The sequence below is a fragment of the Streptomyces sp. NPDC039423 genome (assembly GCF_055598725.1).
Genome location: NZ_JBVKAH010000001.1, coordinates 418431 through 438720, shown reverse-complemented (window position 1 = coordinate 438720; position 20290 = coordinate 418431). Strand labels below are relative to the sequence as shown.

Genomic DNA, 20290 nt, shown 5'->3' with positions numbered 1-20290 from the left:
CTCCCGGGGGTCCCGCCCGGCTCACCCCCGCTGTCGCGGGGAGATCTCGGGTGCGGGCGCCACGCCAGGTGCGGTCGTTGTACTACCCAGACTACGCGCCGCGACGCCGGCCGGTTCCCCGGCCCGGCCCGCCGAAGGTCCGCCGACCAGCGCCCGCCACGCCTCCCGGCGGGCCCGGCGCACGGTCTCGCGCGCGGAGGCGAGCGCCGCCGCGGTGGCGCGCCCCGCTCCGGCGACCGCGGCGCGCACCGGCCGCCACAGGTGGTCGCGCAGCGCGTGGCCGACCGGCGTGCACACGTTCCGGTAGCACCACGCCACCGGCCGCCCGAGCAGGTTCCATCCGAGCCACTTCAGTCCGCGCCCCACGGCCCGCGACAGGTACCCGGCGACCCGCCACGCCACCACGACCGCGTCCCGGAGCTCCCGGGCCACCACGACCAGCGCCCGCCCCACCGGTGCGAGCACCCACCGGTACAGCCACCCGAGCGGGACGACGATCCCGTACCGCACGACGGGAACCACGACGTACCACCACAGCGCCACCCACGGCCGGACGAACAGCGCCCTCGCCAGCCAGGTGACACCGTGCCCGAGCGGGGTGAGCACCCACCGGTACAGCCACCGCGCCGGGGTCACCACCAGCGTGTCCACCAGCCACACCAGCGCGTGCCCGAGCGGGGTGAGCACCCACCGGTACAGCCACCGCGCCGGGGTCACCACCAGCGTGTCCACCAGCCACACCAGCGCGTGCCCCACCGGAGCGAGCACCCACCGGTACAGGCCGCGGGCCGGCTTCACGAGCCCGTACGTCACCAGCGCCCCGGCCAGCCACGCCAGGCCCCGGCCGAAGGGCGCGAGGACGTAGGCGTACAGCCACACCAGCGGGGTGACGAACAGCACGTACAGCAGCCGGCCCAGCGGCCGCAGCACCACCCGGTCGAGTGCCCGGCCGCACGCGGTGAGGGCGTCCCACACCATGCGCACGGGCAGCACGACGAGCAGCACCACGATCCGTACCGGAATCCTGACGGCGGCCGTCAGGCAGCCCTCCGGCTCACGCTTGTCCACGTCCATGCGGGTGAGGACGCGAACGGCCCGGCCAGGGGTTTCTTCCCCGGCCGGGCCGTTGCGCGGACGTTACGCGACTACTTGACGACCGTCAGCGGCAGCAGCTTCTTGCCGGTGGGGCCGATCTGGATGTGGGTGTCCATCTGCGGGCAGACACCGCAGTCGAAGCACGGCGTCCAGCGGCAGTCCTCGACCTCGGTCTCGTCGAGCGCGTCCTGCCAGTCCTCCCAGAGCCAGTCCTTGTCGAGACCGGAGTCCAGGTGGTCCCAGGGCAGGACCTCCTCGTAGGTGCGCTCGCGGGTGGTGTACCAGTCGACGTCCACGCCGAACCGGGGAAGCGTCTTCTCCGCGCAGGCCATCCAGCGGTCGTAGCTGAAGTGCTCGCGCCAGCCGTCGAAGCGGCCGCCGTCGTCGTAGACGGCGCGGATGACGGCGCCCACGCGGCGGTCGCCGCGCGAGAGCAGGCCCTCGACGATGCCGGGCTTGCCGTCGTGGTAGCGGAAGCCGATGGAGCGGCCGTACTTCTTGTCGCCGCGGATCTTGTCGCGGAGCTTCTCCAGCCGGGCGTCGGTCTCCTCGGCGCCGAGCTGCGGAGCCCACTGGAAGGGGGTGTGCGGCTTGGGCACGAAGCCGCCGATGGAGACCGTGCAGCGGATGTCGTTCTGGCCGGAGACCTCGCGGCCCTTCTGGATGACGTTCATCGCCATGTCGGCGATCTGGAGGACGTCGTCGTCGGTCTCGGTGGGCAGGCCGCACATGAAGTACAGCTTCACCTGGCGCCAGCCGTTGCCGTAGGCGGTGGCGACGGTCCGGATCAGGTCCTCCTCCGAGACCATCTTGTTGATGACCTTGCGCATGCGCTCGGAGCCACCCTCGGGGGCGAAGGTCAGGCCGGAGCGGCGGCCGTTCCTGGTGAGCTCGTTGGCGAGGTCGACGTTGAACGCGTCGACGCGGGTGGAGGGCAGCGACAGGCCGATCTTGTCGTCCTCGTACCGGTCGGCGAGGCCCTTGGCGATGTCACCGATCTCGGAGTGGTCGGCGGAGGAGAGCGAGAGCAGGCCGACCTCCTCGAAGCCGGTCGCCTTGAGGCCCTTCTCGACCATCTCGCCGATGCCGGTGATGCTTCGCTCCCGCACGGGGCGCGTGATCATGCCGGCCTGGCAGAAACGGCAGCCGCGGGTGCAGCCGCGGAAGATCTCGACGGACATCCGCTCGTGGACGGTCTCGGCGAGGGGCACGAGCGGCTGCTTGGGGTAGGGCCACTCGTCGAGGTCCATCACGGTGTGCTTGGACACGCGCCACGGGACGCCCGACCTGTTGGGGACGACACGGCCGATGCGGCCGTCCGGGAGGTACTCCACGTCGTAGAACGCCGGGATGTACACGCTGCCGGTCTTGGCGAGGCGGAGGAGCACCTCTTCGCGGCCGCCGGGGCGGCCCTCCGCCTTCCAGGCGCGGATGATCTCGGTCATGTCGAGCACGGCCTGCTCGCCGTCACCGATGATCGCGGCGTCGATGAAGTCGGCGATCGGCTCGGGGTTGAAGGCCGCGTGGCCGCCCGCGAGCACGATCGGGTCGTCGATCGTGCGGTCCTTGGACTCCAGCGGGATGCCCGCGAGGTCCAGGGCCGTGAGCATGTTGGTGTAGCCGAGCTCGGTGGAGAAGCTGAGCCCGAAGACGTCGAAGGCCTTCACGGGGCGGTGGCTGTCCACGGTGAACTGCGGCACCCGGTGCTCGCGCATCAGCGCCTCGAGGTCGGGCCACACGCTGTACGTGCGCTCGGCCAGGACGCCCTCACGCTCGTTCAGTACCTCGTAGAGGATCATGACGCCCTGGTTGGGCAGGCCCACCTCGTAGGCGTCCGGGTACATGAGCGCCCAGCGCACGTCGCAGCTGTCCCACTCCTTGACGGTGGAGTTGAGTTCACCGCCGACGTACTGGATCGGCTTCTGCACATGCGGAAGCAGAGCTTCGAGCTGAGGGAAGACGGACTCGGCAGGCATCTCGCGAACCTTCGTGAGCTGGCAGGGCGACTCTCAAGCGTAACCCGCTCGGAGTCGCCCTCCTCACGGCGATCACCACGCCCCCGCCCGGCACGGCGGGCGGGCGCCCCGCCCCGGTCAGGTGCGCAGCCGTCCGGGCCGGGCGGCCTTCGCCCACACCGCCGGCAGCTCGCGCTCCCGTTCGGCCGCGCTCGCCTCCTCCTGGCCGTGGAGCAGCCCCCAGGTGAAGGCGGTCTCGCCGGCCGCGTGGGCGTGGACGGCGATGTCGCGGAGGGTGGCGCGCGCGACGACGCTGTCCTGGTGGTCGCCCAGGACCTTCTGGACGGCCTTCACCCGCTTGCCGAGGCGTTTCGCGGGCTTGCCCAGGACGGGCGTGGCGCTCTCGGCGGCGTACCGGACGCGCTTGGCGGTCTTGCGGGCCTGGTGCATGGCGACGTCCCGGTCGTGGCCGGCGGGCAGGGCGAGGGCGCGGTCGACGCGGCCGGCGAGCCGCCGGTGCTCCTTGAGGAGTGCCTTGGCCAGCACCGTTCCGGCGTCCTCACCGGCCGCGGGGCGCAGCGGTGGGTCGGCGAGCAGGGCGTCGAGGGAGTCCAGGAGGGTGGCGTAGCGCTCGCTGTCGAGGACGGACAGGGTGCGGTGGCGGGCGGTCGCGCGGCCGGTGGCGGCCCAGGCGCGCAGCCGCCCCCGGACCGGGCCCAGGAGCAGGGTGACGGGCACGGTGTCGATGCGGGCGGTAAGCCGCTCGGCGAGGACCTCCTGGTCGCGGTCGACGCCGAGTTCGTGGGCCAGCCAGCGCAGCTCGTCGCCGACGGGGCCGGTGACGGCCGGGTCCAGGACCTTGCGGTACGTGCGGAAGGCGCTGCGCAGGCGGCGGGTGGCGACCCGCATGCTGTGCACCGAGTCGGGCAGGTCCCGGCGTACGGCGGCGTCGTAGGTGAGCAGCTTGCGCACCTGGTCGCGCAGGTGGGCGAGGACGCGGCCGCCGGCGGTGCCGTCCTCCCGGGGGTCCGGCGCGGGCCGCCATCCGGTCTCGCGGAGCGCCTTCTCCAGCTTGGACGGCGCGCTGGAGGGGGTGAGGCCCTTCTTGCGCAGCCGCTTGTCCACGGCGTCGAGGAAGGCAGGGTCGCCGCCGTCCGCCAGCTCCACTTCGATCTCGGTCCACTCGGCGGTGCCGCCGCGCCCGCCGGTGAGGCGTTCGGCGCGGACGGTGTCGGTACTGGCCTCCGCGAGCAGCGTGCCGCCGGCGTCCCGGAGGTGGCGTACGTCCCGGCGGGAGCGGAGCCGTACCTGCGGGACGAGCTCGGCGCCCCGGGTCCTGGCGCGGACCAGTGCGGCGAGGAAGGGTGGTACGCCGTCCTCGAGCGGGGCGCGTATCTCGTCCCGGGTCCCGGGGGCGACCGGCAGTTTCAGGTGCCAGCCGGCGTCGGCGCCTCCGGTGCGGCGGCGCAGCGTGATGGACGCCGCGGCGAGGCGGAGGTCCTCGGTGTCGTAGTAGACGGCGTCCAGTTCGGTGACGCCCTCGTCGGTGACGGCCGCGGTGCCGCGCACCCCGGTGAGGTCCGGCAGCCGGGCGCCGGGGCCGGCTTCGTACTTGCGCTCGATCTCACGCTTCGTGTCCGCCATCATTCGATACCGGCTACCCCGCGAGGCCCGGTCTATGCGGCCAGGGGCCGTTGCACCCTGATCGACTGGAGCAGTCCGATCGCCACCCACACGGCGAACATCGACGATCCTCCGTAGGAGACGAACGGCAGGGGCAGACCGGCGACCGGCATGATGCCGAGGGTCATGCCGATGTTCTCGAAGGCCTGGAAGGCGAACCAGGCGATGATGCCGGCGGCCACGACCGTGCCGTACAGCTCGGTGGTCTCGCGGGCGATCCGGCAGGCGCGCCACAGGACCACGCCGAGGAGCGCGATGATGGCGCCCGCTCCGATGAAGCCGAGTTCCTCGCCGGCGACGGTGAAGATGAAGTCGGTCTGCTGTTCGGGGACGAACTGCCCGGTGGTCTGGTGGCCGTTGAACAGCCCGGCTCCGTACAGTCCGCCGGAGCCGATGGCGATGCGGGCCTGGTTGGTGTTGTAGCCCGCGCCGGCCGGGTCGAGTTCGGGGTTGGCGAAGGCCGCGAAGCGGTTGATCTGGTACTGGTCGAGCACGCCGAGCGCGGCGACCAGGACCGCGCCGATGACGCCGGCGCCGATGAGCCCGAAGATCCACCGGTTGGACGCGCCGGAGGCGAGCAGGACGCCCAGCACGATCACGACCATCACCATCACCGAGCCCAGGTCGGGCATCAGCATCACGATGGCCATCGGTACGACGGCCAGGCCCAGGGACTTGGCCACCGTGCGGTGGTCGGGGTGCACCTGGTCGCCCGCGTCGACCTTGGCGGCCAGCAGCATCGCCATGCCCAGGATGATCGTGATCTTCACGAATTCGGAGGGCTGGAGCGAGAAGCCGCCGCCGATGACGATCCAGGCGTGCGCCCCGTTGATGGTGGCGCCGAGCGGGGTGAGGACGAGCAGCACCAGGATTACGGAGATGCCGTACAGCACGGGCACCGCGCCGCGCAGGGTGCGGTGGCCGAGCCAGACGGTGCCGACCATCAGGGCGAAGCCGATGCCGGTGTTGAGGACATGGCGGAAGAGGAAGGCGTACGGGTCGCCGTGGGTCAGTTCGGTGCGGTTGCGGGTGGCGGACCACACCAGCAGCGAGCCGACGGCGGACAGGGCGATCGCCGAGAACAGCAGCGGCCAGTCGAGCCTGCGCATCATCGAGTCGCGGGAGGTGAGCTTGGTCCAGGCGCCCCGGTCGGGGGCGTAGCGCGCGACGGAGAAGTTGTTGGTTCCGGCCATCGTGGGTCAGTCCCTCCGGTGCGGGGGCGGTCCCGCGAGCTGCGGCTCCCCGTCGCCCTCGCCCGGGTCGACCTTCTGGGCGTCGGGGTCGTAGGGCGTGACGACCGGCGCGTCGATGGAGCCGTCGGGCTGGATCTTGGGCAGGGCCGACTGCGGCCGGGGCAGCAGGGCCCGCTTGATGTCCTGGTTGCCCGCGTCGTCCAGACCGTAGAGGGCGTCGTAGATGTTGCGCACGGCGGGGCCGGAGGCACCGGAGCCGGTGCCGCCCTGGGAGATGGTCATGACGATGGTGAAGTCGTCGGTGTAGGTGGCGAACCAGGACGTGGTCTGCTTGCCGTAGACCTGGGCGGTGCCGGTCTTGGCATGCATCGGGATCTTGTCCTGCGGCCAGCCGCCGAACCGCCAGGCGGCGGTGCCGCCGGGCTCGACGACCGACTTCAGGCCCTTGTCGAGGTTGCTGATGGTCTCCGCGTCGACCGGGAGCCTGCCGCCGGCCCTGGGCTTGATCTCCTCGACCTTCTTGCCGTCGGGGCTGATCACGGCCTTGCCGATGGTGGGGTCGAAGAGGGTGCCGCCGTTGCTGATGGCGGCGTAGGCGGTGGCGAGCTGGATGGGGGTGATGAGCACGTCGCCCTGGCCGATGGCGAAGTTGATGCTGTCGAACGCCTTGAGCTGGTTGCCTTCGAGGCAGCTCTCGTAGGCGATCTGCTCGACGTAGCTGCCGCCCTTCTTGCCCTGCTTGCACCAGGAGTCCTTGTTGGCATCCCAGAACGCCTGCTTCCAGTGGCGGTCCGGAATACGGCCCTTGACCTCGTTGGGCAGGTCGATGCCGGTCTCGGAGCCGAAGCCGAAGTCGCGGGCGGTCCGGTAGAACCAGTCGTTGGGCTTCTTCGCCGGCTTGAGGCCGCCGTCGCGCTGCCACTCCTGGTGGCCGAGGCGGTAGAAGACGGTGTTGCAGGAGAACTTGAGGGCGTCTCCGAGGGTGATGGGGCCGTGCCCCTTGGACTCGAAGTTGGCGAAGCTCCGGCCGCCCATGCTGTAGGAGCTGCTGCAGTTGTACCGGTCGTTGAAGTCGTAGCCGGCCCGTACGGCCGCGCTCGCCGACACCACCTTGAAGACCGAGCCGGCGGGTGCCTGGCCCTGGATGGCCCGGTTGAGCAGCGGGTAGTTGGAGTTCTTGCCGGTGAGCTGGGCGTACTCCTTGCCGGAGATGCCGCCGACCCAGGCGTTGGGGTCGTAGTCGGGCTGGGAGGCCATGGCGACGACACGGCCGGTCTTGGACTCCATGACGACGACGGCGCCCGAGTCGGCCTCGTAGGGGCGGCCGGTGACCCGGTCGGTCTCCTTGCGAACCGTTTCCATCGCCTGGTGCAGCTCGTACTCGGCGACCGCCTGGACGCGGGCGTCGATGCTGGTGACGACGGTGGAGCCGGGCCGGCCGGGGTCGCTCTCCGCCTCGCCGAGGACCCGGCCCAGGTTGTCGACCTCGTAGCGGGTGACGCCGGCCTTGCCGCGCAGCGCCTTGTCGTACGTGCGCTCCAGACCGGAGCGGCCGACCATGTCGGAGCGGAGGAACGGCGAGTCGCTGTCCTTGGCCTTCTCGATCTCCTCGTCGGTGACGGGAGAGAGGTAGCCGAGGACCTGCGCGGTGCGGGCGCCGCCCGGCGCGGTGTAGCGGCGCACGGCGGTGGGTTCGGCGGTGATGCCGGGGAAGTCCTCGGCGCGTTCGCGGATCTGGAGGGCCTGCTGGGTGGTGGCCTCGTCGGTGACGGGGATGGGCTGGAAGGGCGAGCCGTTCCAGCAGGGCTGGGGCGTCTTGGAGTCGCAGAGGCGGATCTTGTCCATGACCTCCTTGGGCTTCATGCCCAGGACGCCGGCCAGCCGGGTGAGGACGCCCTTGCCGTCGTCCTTCATCTTCAGCAGTTCGGTGCGGGACGCGGAGACCACCAGGCGGGTCTCGTTGTCGGCGAGGGGGACGCCGCGCGCGTCGAGGATGGCACCGCGTACGGCGGGCTGGACGACCTGCTGCACGTGGTTGTTCTTCGCCTCGTCGGTGTACTCCTTGCCCTGCCGGATCTGGAGGTACCAGAGGCGGCCGCCGAGGGTGAGGAGCAGGGAGAAGACCAGGACCTGGATGACGATGAGCCGGATCTGGACCCGGGGGGTCCGTCCGGTCTCGGGGATGTTGCTCATGACGCGGTGGCCCCCTCGGTCACAGTCGCTTGACGCCCTTGATGCGTCCGGCCCGCGCCGCCCGGTTGCGGGCGGCCTTCATGCGCAGTACGCCGCGCTGCTCGCCGATCCGCAGACCGGTGCCGTTCGCCAGGAAGCCGGAGGCGACATCGGTGCCCGCGCCGGTGTTCTCGGCGAGGGGGTCGTTCTCGGCCCGTCTGGCGAGGGCCATGATCAGCGGCACGGTGAAGGGGGCGAGCAGCAGGTCGTAGATCACGGCGGTGATCAGCAGGGAGACCAGGCCGACGTGGCGGGCGGCGGTGTCGCCGACGAGGGCGCCGACGCCCGCGTACAGCAGCGTCGAGCCGACGGCGGCGACCACGACCATGACCATCGGGCCGGTGGCGGAGCGGAGCTGGCCGTTCTCGGGCTTGGCCAGGCCGACCAGGTAGCCGATGACGCACAGCACCAGGGCGTACCGCCCGGCGGCGTGGTCGGCGGGCGGCGCGAGGTCGGTGAGGAGGCCGGCGCCGAAGCCGATGAGGGCGCCGCTGACGTGCCCGTACACCAGCGCGAGGCCGACGACGACGAGCAGGACGATGTCGGGGACGGCGCCGGGGAGCTGGAGGCGGGCCAGGATCGACACCTGGAGGACGAGGGCGACGACCAGCAGGGTCGTCGAGAGCAGGATCCGGTTGAAACGCATGGTCACTCCCCCTCCGGCTGCCCGCTCGGGGCTCCGCTGGGCGCCCCGGTCGGGGACGGGGTCACCGTGACCGTGACGGTCGGCTCGGGCGTGGGCTTGGGCGGCAGAACGGTGTCACGCGGGTCGGCGCGCGGGGCCTGGACGACGACGCCGACGATGTCGAGCTTGCTGAAGCCGACGTACGGGCGCACGTAGATGTTCCGGGTGAGGCTGCCGGTGGACGGGTCCACACGGACCACCTCGCCGACCGGGACGCCGGGCACGAACGGCCGGTCGGCCCGGGAGCCGAAGGTGACCAGCCGGTCGCCGGGCTTGACCTTGGCCTTGCCGTTGAGGAGCTGCACGGACAGCGGGCGGTCGCCCTGGCCGGTGGCGAAGCCGAGTTCGTCGGAGCGCTCCATGCGGGTGCCCACAGTGAAGTCCGGGTCGCTGGCGAGGAGCACGGTGGAGGTGCCGGGGCCGACGGTGGTGACACGGCCGACGAGCCCGTCCCCGTTGATGACCGTCATGTCCCGCTTGATGCCGTCGTCGGAGCCCACGTCGATGGTCACCGTCCAGGAGAAGCCCTGGGCGGCTCCTATGGCGACGACCTCGGCCGCCTTGATGCCGTACTGGCCGGCGCCGGCCTTCTTCAGGAGGTTGTCGAGCTCGCGCACCCGGCTGCGGTTGCGGTCGTCGCTGCCGAGCTTCGCCTTCAGCGCGGCGTTCTCCCGTTCCAGCTCCGCTATGCGGTTGTGGCGCTCGCCGGAGTCCCGTACGGCCGCGATGGCGTTGCCGACCGGGTTGACGGCGGACGCGACGCTGTTCTCGACCGGGCCGAAGACAGTGGCGGCCGCCCGTCTGGCGCCGTCGACGGGTGACTCCTCGCCGCCGCGGATGTCCACCGTGATCAGCGCGAACGCGATGGCGACCAGCAGCACCAGGAGCAGCCGGCTCTCTCGTGTGTCCCTCACGTGGGGCGGCCGTGCCTTCCTCGTAGGAATCTCGTAGGAAATGTTTGTGCCGTTATACCAACCGGAGCAACCGGATCAACGATCAGCCGTACGGGTCCGGCAGCACCCGTACGGCTGACCTGTGGGGCCGCGCTATCTGCGCGGCTGGGCGTCCAGCACCTGCTGGAGCGCCTCGAACTCCTCGACGCACTTGCCGGAGCCGAGCGCCACCGAGTCCAGCGGGTCCTCCGCGATGTGGATCGGCATGCCGGTCTCCCGGCGGAGCCGCTCGTCGAGGCCGCGCAGCAGGGCGCCGCCGCCGGTGAGGACGATGCCCCGGTCCATGACGTCGCCGGACAGCTCCGGCGGGCACTTGTCGAGGGTCGTCTTCACCGCGTCGACGATGGCGTTGACCGGCTCCTCGATGGCCTTGCGGACCTCGGCGGCCGAGATGACCACCGTCTTGGGGAGCCCGGAGACGAGGTCACGGCCGCGGATCTCGGTGTGCTCGTCGGTGTCCAGGTCGTACGCCGAACCGATGGTGATCTTGATCTGTTCGGCGGTCCGCTCGCCGAGGAGGAGGCTGTACTCCTTCTTGACGTGCTGGATGATCGCGTTGTCCAGCTCGTCACCGGCCACCCGGATGGACTGTGCCGTGACGATTCCGCCGAGCGAGATGACCGCGACCTCGGTGGTGCCGCCACCGATGTCGACGACCATGTTGCCGGTGGCCTCGTGGACCGGGAGCCCGGAGCCGATGGCAGCGGCCATGGGCTCCTCGATGATGTGCACCTGGCGGGCGCCCGCCTGGGTGGACGCCTCGATGACGGCGCGGCGCTCGACGCCCGTGATGCCGGACGGCACACAGACGACGACCCGCGGGCGGGCCAGGTAGCGGCGCTTGTGGATCTTGAGGATGAAGTAGCGGAGCATGCGCTCCGTGATCTCGAAGTCGGCGATCACGCCGTCCTTCAGCGGACGCACGGCCACGATGTTGCCGGGAGTGCGGCCGATCATTTTCTTGGCTTCGGCCCCGACCGCCAGGATGCCGCCGGTGTTGGTGTTGATCGCGACGACGGACGGCTCGTTGAGGACGATGCCGCGACCCCTCACGTACACCAGCGTGTTGGCGGTCCCGAGGTCGACAGCCATGTCACGGCCGATGAACGACATTGAGTTCCCCTTGTTTCCCATGAGGATGCGTCGGGCCTTCCCAATTAGAGCGTTGACGGCTTCTCAGGTCGGCGAGGTGGGTGGTGTGGCGAGGAGATTCACATCGTAGTCCCGCCTGCGCGGACACGGCGCGGTGGCCCGCCTCTGTATAGGTGACGAAGTGTCGGAGCGATGCGTTCCCGGTCGTGGCGTTCATATGCCGAAGGGCGACCGAAATTCCTTCGGTCGCCCCAGGTCATGAGCGCTGTATGGCTGACAGCGGGTCAGGAAATGCCGGGGAAGAAAATCTTCAGTTCCCGAATGGCGGACTCCTCCGAGTCCGAGGCGTGAATCAGGTTCTCCCGGACGATGGTGCCGAAATCACCACGGATGGAGCCGGGCGCCGCGGCGATCGGGTCCGTCGGACCCGCGAGCTGGCGTACGCCCTCGATGACCCGCTCGCCCTCGACGACCAGCGCGACGACCGGACCGGAGGACATGAACGCCACGAGCGGCTCGTAGAACGGCTTGCCCTTGTGCTCGCCGTAGTGCTGCTCCAGCGTGTCCTGGTCCAGGTGGCGCAGTTCCATCGCGGTGATGGCCCAGCCGGCCTTGCGCTCGATACGACCGATGATCTCGCCGATCAGGCCGCGGCGAACGGCGTCGGGCTTGAGAAGGACGAGCGTGCGCTGGGTCATGTTGTTACGGCTCCTTGCAGGCATACGTGTGCGGTGAGCCGAGGCTACAGGGGCCCCCGGCCCCCGCGGCACCGGGTCCCCGCCTTCCGCGCGGCTGCGCCGTCCGGGGGACGCCCGCCCGCGCGGGGCGGGCCGGGGGCGCGGCGGCCGTCAGGGGGCCTGGGCCGCCCACCTGGCCTTGGCCGCGTCGATCTTGCGGCCGAAGTGGACCGACGCCCACCACAGCCCGCCGAACACCGCGCCCAGGAAGAACATGACCGGCACGATGAAACCGCTCAGGACCAGCGCCACCTGGAGCGCCCAGCCGAGCTGTATCCCACCCGGTCGGGTGATCATGCCGCACAGCAGCACGCTCAGGGCCATCAGGATGCCGCAGACCGTCCAGACGGTGCCCATCGACAGGCTGTCGTCCTTCATGGCCACCAGCCCGGCGAAGCCGATCACGAAGAACTCGCCGATCAGCGTGGACGCACAGAGCGTACGCATCAGAAACCTCAGCCCTTCCCCAGCAGCAGCCGGGCCTCACCGACCGTGATCACCGAACCCGTGACGAGGACGCCCGCGCCCGCGAACTCGGACTCCTCCTCCGCCAGGGTGATCGCCGCCTCCAGCGCGTCGTCCAGACGCGGCTCGACCACCACCCGCTCGTCGCCGAAGACCTCGACGGCGACGGCGGCCAGCTCGTCCGCGTCCATCGCGCGATGGCTGGAGTTCTGCGTGACGACGACCTCGGCGAAGATCGGCTCGAACGCCTCCAGCAGCCCCCGCACGTCCTTGTCGCCGCTCGTGCCGACGACACCGACCAGCCGGGAGAACCCGAACGCCTCGCTGATGCCCTCGGCCGTGGCCCGTGCGCCCGCCGGGTTGTGCGCGGCGTCCAGCACCACGGTCGGGCTGCGCCGCACCACCTCCAGGCGGCCCGGCGAGACCACGGAGGCGAACGCCCCGCGGATCCGGTCCAGGTCCAGCGTCCGCGCCTCCTGGGCGCCGATGCCGAAGAACGCCTCCACGGCCGCCAGCGCCACCGCCGCGTTGTGCGCCTGGTGCGCGCCGTACAGCGGGAGGAAGATCCCTTCGTACTCGCCGCCGAGCCCGCGCAGGGTGAGTAGCTGCCCGCCGACCGCGATCTCGCGCGAGACGACGCCGAACTCCATGCCCTCGCGGGCCACGGTCGCGTCGACCTCGACGGCCTTCTTCAGCATCACCTGCGCCGCGTCCACCGGCTGCTGGGCCAGGATGACGGTGGCGCCCTGCTTGACGATCCCGGACTTCTCCCCGGCGATCTCGGCGTGCGTCGAGCCAAGCCGGTCCGTGTGGTCCAGGTCGATGGGGGTGACCACGGCGACGTCGCCGTCGATCACGTTGGTCGCGTCCCAGGTGCCGCCCATGCCGACCTCGACGACCGCCACGTCCACCGGAGCGTCGGCGAACGCCGCGTACGCCATACCGGTGAGGACCTCGAAGAAGGACAGCCGGTACTCCTGGGAGCCGTCGACCATCTCCACGTACGGCTTGATGTCCCGGTACGTCTCGATGAACCGCTCGTGGCCGATCGGCGCGCCGTCGAGGCTGATCCGCTCGGTGATCGACTGCACGTGCGGCGAGGTGTACCGCCCGGTGCGGAGGTCGAACGCGCCGAGCAGCGCCTCGATCATCCGGGCCGTGGACGTCTTGCCGTTGGTGCCGGTGATGTGGATCGAGGGGTACGCGCGCTGCGGCTCGCCCAGCACGTCCATCAGCGCCGCGATCCGCGTCACCGAGGGCTCCAGCTTGGTCTCGCCCCAGCGGGTGGCGAGCTCCTGCTCCACCTCCCGCAGCGCCTGGTCCACCTCCGGGTCGGCCGGCCGGGAGGGCACCGCCTCGGCGGCCCCGGGGGGACCGGCCTGGGTGCGCAGCGTACGGCTGCCGGCCTCGATCACCGCCAGGTCGGGATCTCGGTGGGTCTCGGCTTCCACGATGTCGTCGAAGTCGTCGCTGTCGCTGGACGGGGGCTGCTCACTCACAGGGCCAGTCTACGGAGCCCCGCCGCCGGCGCCCGGACCGGTGCCGCGACGGCGGGGGTGCGGGGCGGACGCCCCGCGCCCCCGCCGTCCGGGTCACGCCTCGGGAAGGCTCGCCAGCTGGTTCTCGATGCGGGCGATGTCCTCGTCGGCCTTGGCCAGTCGGGTACGGATCTTGTCCACGACGTTGTCCGGCGCCTTGGCGAGGAACGCCTCGTTGCCGAGCTTCGCGGTCGCCTGGGCCTTCTCCTTCTCGGCGGCGGCCAGGTCCTTGGCGAGGCGCTTGCGCTCGGCCGCCACGTCGATGGTGCCCGACAGGTCGAGCGCGACGGTGGCGCCCGCGACCGGCAGGGAGGCGGTGGCGTGGAAGCCCTCGCCCTCCGGCTGGAGGCGCAGCAGCTGGCGGATGGCCGCCTCGTGCGGGGCCAGGGCCGTGCCGGTGAGGTCCAGGCGGGCCGGGACCTTCTGGCCGGGCTGGAGGCCCTGGTCGGAGCGGAAGCGGCGGACCTCGGTGACGACCCGCTGGACGAGCTCGATCTCGCGCTCGGCGGCCTCGTCGCGGAAGCCCGAGTCGGCGGGCCAGTCGGCGATGACGAGGGACTCGCCGCCGGTGAGCGAGGTCCACAGGGTCTCGGTGACGAACGGGACCACCGGGTGCAGCAGCCGCAGCGACACGTCCAGGACCTCGCCCAGGACGCGGGCCGAGACCTTGGCGGGCTCGCCGCCGCCGAAGAAGGTGGTCTTCGACAGCTCGACGTACCAGTCGAAGACCTCGTCCCACGCGAAGTGGTAGAGCGCGTCGGAGAGCTTCGCGAACTGGAAGTCCTCGTAGTACGCGTCGACCTCGGCGACCGTCTTGTTGAGCCGCGACAGGATCCACCGGTCGGTGGCGGACATCTCGGAGGCGTCCGGCAGCGGGCCCTCCACCGTGGCGCCGTTCATCAGCGCGAAGCGGGTGGCGTTCCAGATCTTGTTGGCGAAGTTGCGGGACGCCTGGACCCAGTCCTCGCCGATCGGCACGTCGGTGCCGGGGTTGGCGCCGCGGGCCAGCGTGAACCGCACGGCGTCGGAGCCGTACGCGTCCATCCAGTCCAGCGGGTCGACGACGTTGCCGAAGGACTTGGACATCTTCTTGCCGCGCTCGTCACGGACGAGACCGGTCAGGGCGATGGTCGTGAACGGGACCTCGCCGTCCATCGCGTACAGGCCGAACATCATCATCCGGGCGACCCAGAAGAAGATGATGTCGTGGCCGGTGAGCAGGACGTCGGTGGAGTAGAACTTCTCCAGGTCCGGGGTCCGCTCCGGCCAGCCGAGCGTGGAGAACGGCCACAGGCCGGAGGAGAACCAGGTGTCCAGGACGTCGGTGTCCTGGGTCCAGCCCTCGCCGGTGGGCGCCTCGTCGTCGGGTCCGACGCAGACGACCTCGCCGTCCGGGCCGTACCAGACGGGGATGCGGTGGCCCCACCAGAGCTGGCGCGAGATGCACCAGTCGTGCATGTTGTCGACCCAGTCGAAGTACCGCTTCGACATGTCCTCCGGGTGGATCTTCACCCGGCCGTCGCGGACCGCGTCACCGGCGGCCTGGGCGAGCGGACCGACCTTGACCCACCACTGCATCGACAGGCGCGGCTCGATGGTGGTCTTGCAGCGCGAGCAGTGGCCGACGGAGTGGACGTACGGGCGCTTCTCGGCGACGATCCGGCCCTGCGAGCGCAGCGCGCCGACGACGGCGCTGCGCGCCTCGAAGCGGTCCAGGCCCTGGAAGGGACCGTGGACGGTGATGACACCGCGCTCGTCCATGATCGTCATGGACTCCAGGCCGTGGCGCTGGCCGATCGCGAAGTCGTTCGGGTCGTGGGCCGGGGTCACCTTGACGGCGCCGGTGCCGAACTCCGGGTCGACGTGGGTGTCCGCGACGACCGGGATGGTGCGGTCGGTCAGCGGCAGCTTGATGCGCTTGCCGACGAGGTGCTTGTACCGCTCGTCGTCCGGGTGGACGGCGACCGCGGTGTCACCGAGCATCGTCTCGGCGCGGGTGGTGGCGACGACGAGCGTCTCGTCGCCCTCGCCGTACCGGATGGAGACGAGCTCGCCGTCGTCCTCCTGGTACTCCACCTCGATGTCGGAGATGGCGGTGAGACAGCGCGGGCACCAGTTGATGATGCGCTCGGCGCGGTAGATCAGCTCGTCGTCGAACAGCCGCTTGAAGATGGTCTGGACGGCCTTGGACAGGCCCTCGTCCATGGTGAACCGCTCGCGCGACCAGTCGACGCCGTCACCGAGGCGGCGCATCTGGCCGAGGATCTTGCCGCCGTACTCCTCCTTCCACTGCCAGACGCGCTCGACGAACTCCTCGCGGCCCAGGTCGTGGCGGGACTTGCCCTCCTCGGCGAGCTGCTGCTCGACCTTGTTCTGGGTGGCGATGCCGGCGTGGTCCATGCCGGGCAGCCACAGCGCCTCGTACCCCTGCATCCGCTTGCGGCGGGTGAGGGCGTCCATGAGCGTGTGCTGGAAGGCGTGGCCCAGGTGGAGGCTGCCGGTGACGTTCGGCGGCGGGATGACGATGGTGTACGGCGGCTTCTCGCTCGTCGCGTCCGCCGTGAAGTAACCGCGCTCTACCCAGCGCTCGTACAGCTTCCCCTCTACCTCGGCCGGCGCGTACTGGGTCGGCAGTTCGGGGACGGATGCTGGCTGCTGCTGAGTGTTCTCGGTCACGGGCCACAGTTTAGAGGTGTCACAGGCCCGTACTGAAACGGGAATGTTCGGTAACGGTTGGGCCCCCCGCCGCACCGGTGCCCACGGCTTTCGGCCAGGATGTGAGGAACGCATAAGCATTCGGAGGGGGAACCCCTTAATGAGTTACAACCAGCCGGGCCCGTACGGCGGACAGCCCCAGCAGCCCGGACCGTACGGTCAGCCGGGCCCTTACGGCCAGCAGCCGCAGGCGCCCCAGCCCGGCTACGGCTACCCGCAGCAGGCGCCGCCCCCGCAGGGCGTGCCGCAGCAGGGTTACGGCCACCCCCAGCAACCCGGCCCCTACGGCCAGCCCCCGCAAGCGCCCTACGGCGCCGGCCCCGGCGCCTACCCCCCGCCCCCGCCGCCGGCCCCCAAGAAGAAGACGGGCCTCATCCTCGGCGCGGTCGCGGTCGTGGCGGCGATCGGCGTGGGCGCGTACTTCGTCCTCGGCGGCTCGGGCGGCGCCGACATCGCGGACGACGGTCCCCACAAGCTGGTGACGCCGGAGACGGTGCTGACGGAGTACAAGAAGGGCAAGGGCGACAGCGGTTCGTCGTCCGACGACGACCTCAAGGACGCCGAGAAGTGGGGCGTGAAGAACGCCAAGGAGGTCGAGGCCGGTTACCAGGCGGGGGACGTCCAGCAGAACCCCTTCACGGCCAAGATGCTCCAGTTCGGTGGCGTGTACGGCGAGATCGAGGACCCCGAGAAGGTCGTCGACGCGTTCTTCGCCCACATGAAGACGGAGTCGGAGAAGGACAGCAGCGAGGACGCCGAGCTGGTCGGCAGCCCCCAGGCGTACACGCCCGAGGGCCTGGAGGGCGCGGTCCTCAAGTGCCAGCAGGTGAAGACCAAGCCGGGCGGCGGCGGGTCCGGGGCGGGCCCCAAGGACTTCACCGTCTCGGTGTGCGTGTGGGGTGACTACAGCACGCTCGGCATGGTGATGCCGGTCGACATGGCCAGCGCCATGTCGGGCAAGAGCAGCAGCGTCGAGGAGGCGGCCGGCATCGCCGCCAAGCTCCGCAAGGAAGTCCGCGTCAAGGCCTGACGCGCCCCGGCGAACGACGAAGGCGCCCGCCCGGTTCGGGGAACCGGGCGGGCGCCTTCGGGGTGTTTGGGGTTACGCCGACTTCTCGTGGCGGCCCGGGTCCTTGACGACCCGGGGGACGAGCGTCGGGTTGACGTTGTTGTGGACGACGTCCTCGGTGATGACGACGCGGGCGACGTCCTTGCGGGACGGAACCTCGTACATCACCGACATCAGGACCTCCTCCATGATGGCGCGCAGGCCGCGCGCGCCGGTGCCGCGGAGGATGGCCTGGTCGGCGATGGCCTCGAGGGCCGGGCGGTCGAAGTCCAGCTCGACGCCGTCGAGTTCGAAGAGGCGCTGGTACTGCTTGACCAGCGCGTTGCGCGGCTCGACGAGGATCTTCAGCAGGGCCTCGCGGTCCAGGTTGTGGACCGAGGTGATGACGGGGAGACGGCCGATGAACTCGGGGATCATCCCGAACTTCACCAGGTCCTCCGGCATGACCTCCTGGAACTGGTCGCTCGCCTCGATCTCGCGCTTGGAGCGGATCGTCGCGCCGAAGCCGATGCCCTTGGCACCCGCCCGGGACTCGATGATCTTCTCCAGGCCGGCGAAGGCGCCGCCCACGATGAACAGCACGTTCGTCGTGTCGATCTGGATGAACTCCTGGTGCGGGTGCTTGCGCCCACCCTGCGGGGGCACCGAGGCCGTGGTGCCTTCCAGGATCTTGAGGAGCGCCTGCTGGACGCCCTCGCCCGACACATCGCGGGTGATCGACGGGTTTTCGCTCTTACGGGCGACCTTGTCGATCTCGTCGATGTAGATGATGCCCGTCTCGGCCTTCTTGACGTCGTAGTCGGCGGCCTGGATGAGCTTCAGGAGGATGTTCTCGACGTCCTCGCCCACGTACCCCGCCTCCGTGAGCGCCGTCGCGTCGGCGATGGCGAACGGGACGTTGAGCATCCGGGCCAGCGTCTGGGCCAGGAGCGTCTTGCCGGAGCCGGTGGGGCCCAGCAACAGGATGTTGGACTTGGCGAGTTCGATCGCGTCGTCCCGGCCCGCGCCCCCGCCGTTCTCACCGGCCTGGACGCGCTTGTAGTGGTTGTACACCGCGACGGAGAGGGCCTTCTTGGCCGGCTCCTGGCCGACGACGTACCCCTCCAGGAACTCGTAGATCTCGCGCGGCTTGGGGAGTTCCTCCCAGCGGACCTCGCTCGTCTCCGCGAGCTCCTCTTCGATGATCTCGTTGCAGAGGTCGATGCACTCGTCGCAGATGTACACACCGGGGCCTGCGATGAGCTTCTTCACCTGCTTCTGGCTCTTTCCGCAGAACGAGCACTTGAGCAGGTCGCCGCCATCACCGATGCGTGCCACGAGGTGCTTCCCCTTCGCCTGGGAGCGGCTTGGTTCAGCCGACTCCTGGTGCCTCATATCCGACGGTACCTTGCCGGGGCCCTGGTTCGGGCCCCCCTTGGCACGGTTCACACCGTGCCAAGGGAAGGCGGGGCCGTCAGGCAGCCGCCGCTGCGGTGCTCTTGCGGGTGGAGACGATCTGGTCCACCAGGCCGTACGCCAGGGCGTCCTCGGCCGTGAGGATCTTGTCGCGCTCGATGTCGTCGCGGATCTTCTCGATCGGCTGGGTGGAGTGCTTGGCCAGCATCTCCTCCAGCTGCGTACGCATGCGCAGGATCTCGTTGGCCGCGATCTCCAGGTCGGAGAGCTGCTCACGGCCGGTGCCGCCGGACGGCTGGTGGATCAGCACACGCGCGTTGGGCAGGGCCATCCGCTTGCCGGGGGTGCCGGCGGCCAGCAGCACGGCCGCGGCGGAGGCCGCCTGGCCCATGCAGACCGTCTGGATGTCCGGCTTCACGAACTGCATCGTGTCGTAGATGGCCGTCAGCGCGGTGAAGGAGCCACCGGGGCTGTTGATGTAGATGGAGATGTCGCGGTCCGGGTCCATCGACTCCAGGCACAGCAGCTGCGCCATGACGTCGTTGGCCGAGGCGTCGTCGATCTGCACGCCGAGGAAGATCACGCGCTCCTCGAAGAGCTTCGCGTACGGGTCGTACTCGCGCACGCCCTGGGAGGTGCGCTCGACGAAGCGGGGGACGACGTACCGGTTGTCCACCTGCGGGCCGGTGTAGAGGCCGCTCGCGGAGAAGTTGCTCATATGGGTGTTCACCATCCTGGTGGCGTTCGGCGGGGCTGGGGGGCGAGGGGCGGGGGCGCTCAGGCGCCGGTGCCGCCACCGCCCGGAACGCCCGCGGCGGCAGACATGATGTCGTCGATCAGGCCGTACTCCTTGGCCTCCCCGGCGGTGAACCAGCGGTCGCGGTCACCGTCGCGGATGATCGTCTCCACGGACTGGCCGGAGTGGCGCGCGGTGATCTCGGCCATGCGCTTCTTCGTGCGGAGGAGGTACTCGGCCTGGATCTTGATGTCCGAGGCGGTGCCGCCGATGCCGGCGGAGCCCTGGTGCATCAGGATGTCCGTGTTCGGCAGCGCGAAGCGCTTGCCGGGGGTGCCGCCGGTGAGCAGGAACTGACCCATCGAGGCTGCCATGCCCATACCGATGGTGACGACGTCGTTCGGGATGTACTGCATGGTGTCGTAGATGGCCATGCCGGCCGTCACCGAGCCACCCGGGCTGTTGATGTACAGGTAGATGTCCTTGTCCGGGTCGGCGGCAAGGAGCAGCATCTGCGAGGTGATCTTGTTCGCGATCTCGTCGTCGACCTGCTGGCCGAGGAAGATGATCCGCTCGCCGAGCAGCCGGTTGTAGACATGGTCGCCGAGGCCACCACCGATGGACGGCTCACCCGCGGCGTAAGGCATCAGATTCGTCACGTATCCACCTGCTCGTCTCTGACGGCTCCGGCCGTCTCAGCGTCGTACGTACTGGGGGCGGGTAATGGCCTGCCCTCGTATTCATGGA

General features: G+C 70.3%; 16 protein-coding genes. 1 reads left to right on the top strand and 15 read right to left on the bottom strand.

The genetic code is table 11. The features are described 5' to 3' along the window. Nucleotides 1-21 precede the first annotated feature (21 nt). The 12 genes from ACZ7LK_RS01880 to ACZ7LK_RS01825 form a co-directional block, all read right to left on the bottom strand. Nucleotides 22-1074 carry a hypothetical protein gene (locus ACZ7LK_RS01880; protein ID WP_471137935.1) on the bottom strand — a complete coding sequence of 351 codons (1053 nt, stop codon included), beginning with the start codon at nucleotides 1072-1074 and terminating at the stop codon, nucleotides 22-24. 71 nt (nucleotides 1075-1145) lie between these two features. After that, nucleotides 1146-3071 (bottom strand): TIGR03960 family B12-binding radical SAM protein, encoded by a 1926-nt coding sequence (locus ACZ7LK_RS01875; protein WP_471137933.1) that lies wholly within the window; start codon nucleotides 3069-3071, stop codon nucleotides 1146-1148. A gap of 117 nt (nucleotides 3072-3188) precedes the next feature. Next, on the bottom strand, nucleotides 3189-4694 hold the full coding sequence (locus ACZ7LK_RS01870; protein WP_469464008.1) for a CYTH and CHAD domain-containing protein: 1506 nt from the start codon (nucleotides 4692-4694) through the stop codon (nucleotides 3189-3191). Nucleotides 4695-4726: 32 nt separating this feature from the next. Then, complete coding sequence (gene rodA, locus ACZ7LK_RS01865) at nucleotides 4727-5926, bottom strand: rod shape-determining protein RodA (protein WP_471137931.1); 1200 nt, start codon at nucleotides 5924-5926, stop codon at nucleotides 4727-4729. 6 nt (nucleotides 5927-5932) lie between these two features. Beyond that, on the bottom strand, nucleotides 5933-8119 hold the full coding sequence (gene mrdA, locus ACZ7LK_RS01860) for a penicillin-binding protein 2 (protein WP_392274784.1): 2187 nt from the start codon (nucleotides 8117-8119) through the stop codon (nucleotides 5933-5935). Between the two features lie 19 nt (nucleotides 8120-8138). Next, a complete protein-coding gene (gene mreD / locus ACZ7LK_RS01855; RefSeq protein ID WP_392274783.1) occupies nucleotides 8139-8804 on the bottom strand; it encodes a rod shape-determining protein MreD in 666 nt (221 codons plus the stop codon). A gap of 2 nt (nucleotides 8805-8806) precedes the next feature. After that, nucleotides 8807-9757: a rod shape-determining protein MreC gene (mreC, locus tag ACZ7LK_RS01850; RefSeq protein ID WP_392274782.1), complete on the bottom strand. Its 951-nt coding sequence runs from the start codon at nucleotides 9755-9757 to the stop codon at nucleotides 8807-8809. A gap of 132 nt (nucleotides 9758-9889) precedes the next feature. Further along, nucleotides 9890-10909 carry a rod shape-determining protein gene (locus ACZ7LK_RS01845; protein WP_064069523.1) on the bottom strand — a complete coding sequence of 340 codons (1020 nt, stop codon included), beginning with the start codon at nucleotides 10907-10909 and terminating at the stop codon, nucleotides 9890-9892. 263 nt (nucleotides 10910-11172) lie between these two features. Next, nucleotides 11173-11586 (bottom strand): nucleoside-diphosphate kinase, encoded by a 414-nt coding sequence (gene ndk / locus ACZ7LK_RS01840; protein ID WP_471137928.1) that lies wholly within the window; start codon nucleotides 11584-11586, stop codon nucleotides 11173-11175. A 150-nt stretch (nucleotides 11587-11736) separates the two neighbouring features. Then, nucleotides 11737-12072, bottom strand: a complete 336-nt coding sequence (locus tag ACZ7LK_RS01835) for a DUF4233 domain-containing protein (protein ID WP_392274780.1) — start codon at nucleotides 12070-12072, stop codon at nucleotides 11737-11739. An 8-nt stretch (nucleotides 12073-12080) separates the two neighbouring features. Further along, nucleotides 12081-13589 carry a bifunctional tetrahydrofolate synthase/dihydrofolate synthase gene (folC, locus tag ACZ7LK_RS01830; RefSeq protein WP_392274779.1) on the bottom strand — a complete coding sequence of 503 codons (1509 nt, stop codon included), beginning with the start codon at nucleotides 13587-13589 and terminating at the stop codon, nucleotides 12081-12083. A gap of 93 nt (nucleotides 13590-13682) precedes the next feature. Continuing rightward, nucleotides 13683-16304: a valine--tRNA ligase gene (locus ACZ7LK_RS01825; RefSeq protein ID WP_471137925.1), complete on the bottom strand. Its 2622-nt coding sequence runs from the start codon at nucleotides 16302-16304 to the stop codon at nucleotides 13683-13685. A gap of 139 nt (nucleotides 16305-16443) precedes the next feature. Here ACZ7LK_RS01825 and ACZ7LK_RS01820 point away from each other — a divergent pair, with 139 nt between their 5' ends. Next, nucleotides 16444-17373, top strand: coding sequence for a hypothetical protein (locus tag ACZ7LK_RS01820; protein ID WP_392274777.1), 930 nt, complete (start codon nucleotides 16444-16446; stop codon nucleotides 17371-17373). A 72-nt stretch (nucleotides 17374-17445) separates the two neighbouring features. Here ACZ7LK_RS01820 and clpX read toward each other — a convergent pair whose 3' ends face one another. From clpX to ACZ7LK_RS01805, 3 genes are all read right to left on the bottom strand, one after another. Next, nucleotides 17446-18729, bottom strand: a complete 1284-nt coding sequence (clpX, locus tag ACZ7LK_RS01815; RefSeq protein ID WP_073751205.1) for an ATP-dependent Clp protease ATP-binding subunit ClpX — start codon at nucleotides 18727-18729, stop codon at nucleotides 17446-17448. Nucleotides 18730-18865: 136 nt separating this feature from the next. Next, complete coding sequence (locus ACZ7LK_RS01810) at nucleotides 18866-19540, bottom strand: ATP-dependent Clp protease proteolytic subunit (RefSeq protein ID WP_031070475.1); 675 nt, start codon at nucleotides 19538-19540, stop codon at nucleotides 18866-18868. A 44-nt stretch (nucleotides 19541-19584) separates the two neighbouring features. After that, the gene (locus tag ACZ7LK_RS01805; RefSeq protein WP_079137019.1) at nucleotides 19585-20202 is read right to left on the bottom strand and encodes an ATP-dependent Clp protease proteolytic subunit; all 618 of its coding nucleotides are present in this window, start codon (nucleotides 20200-20202) and stop codon (nucleotides 19585-19587) included. Nucleotides 20203-20290 lie beyond the last annotated feature (88 nt).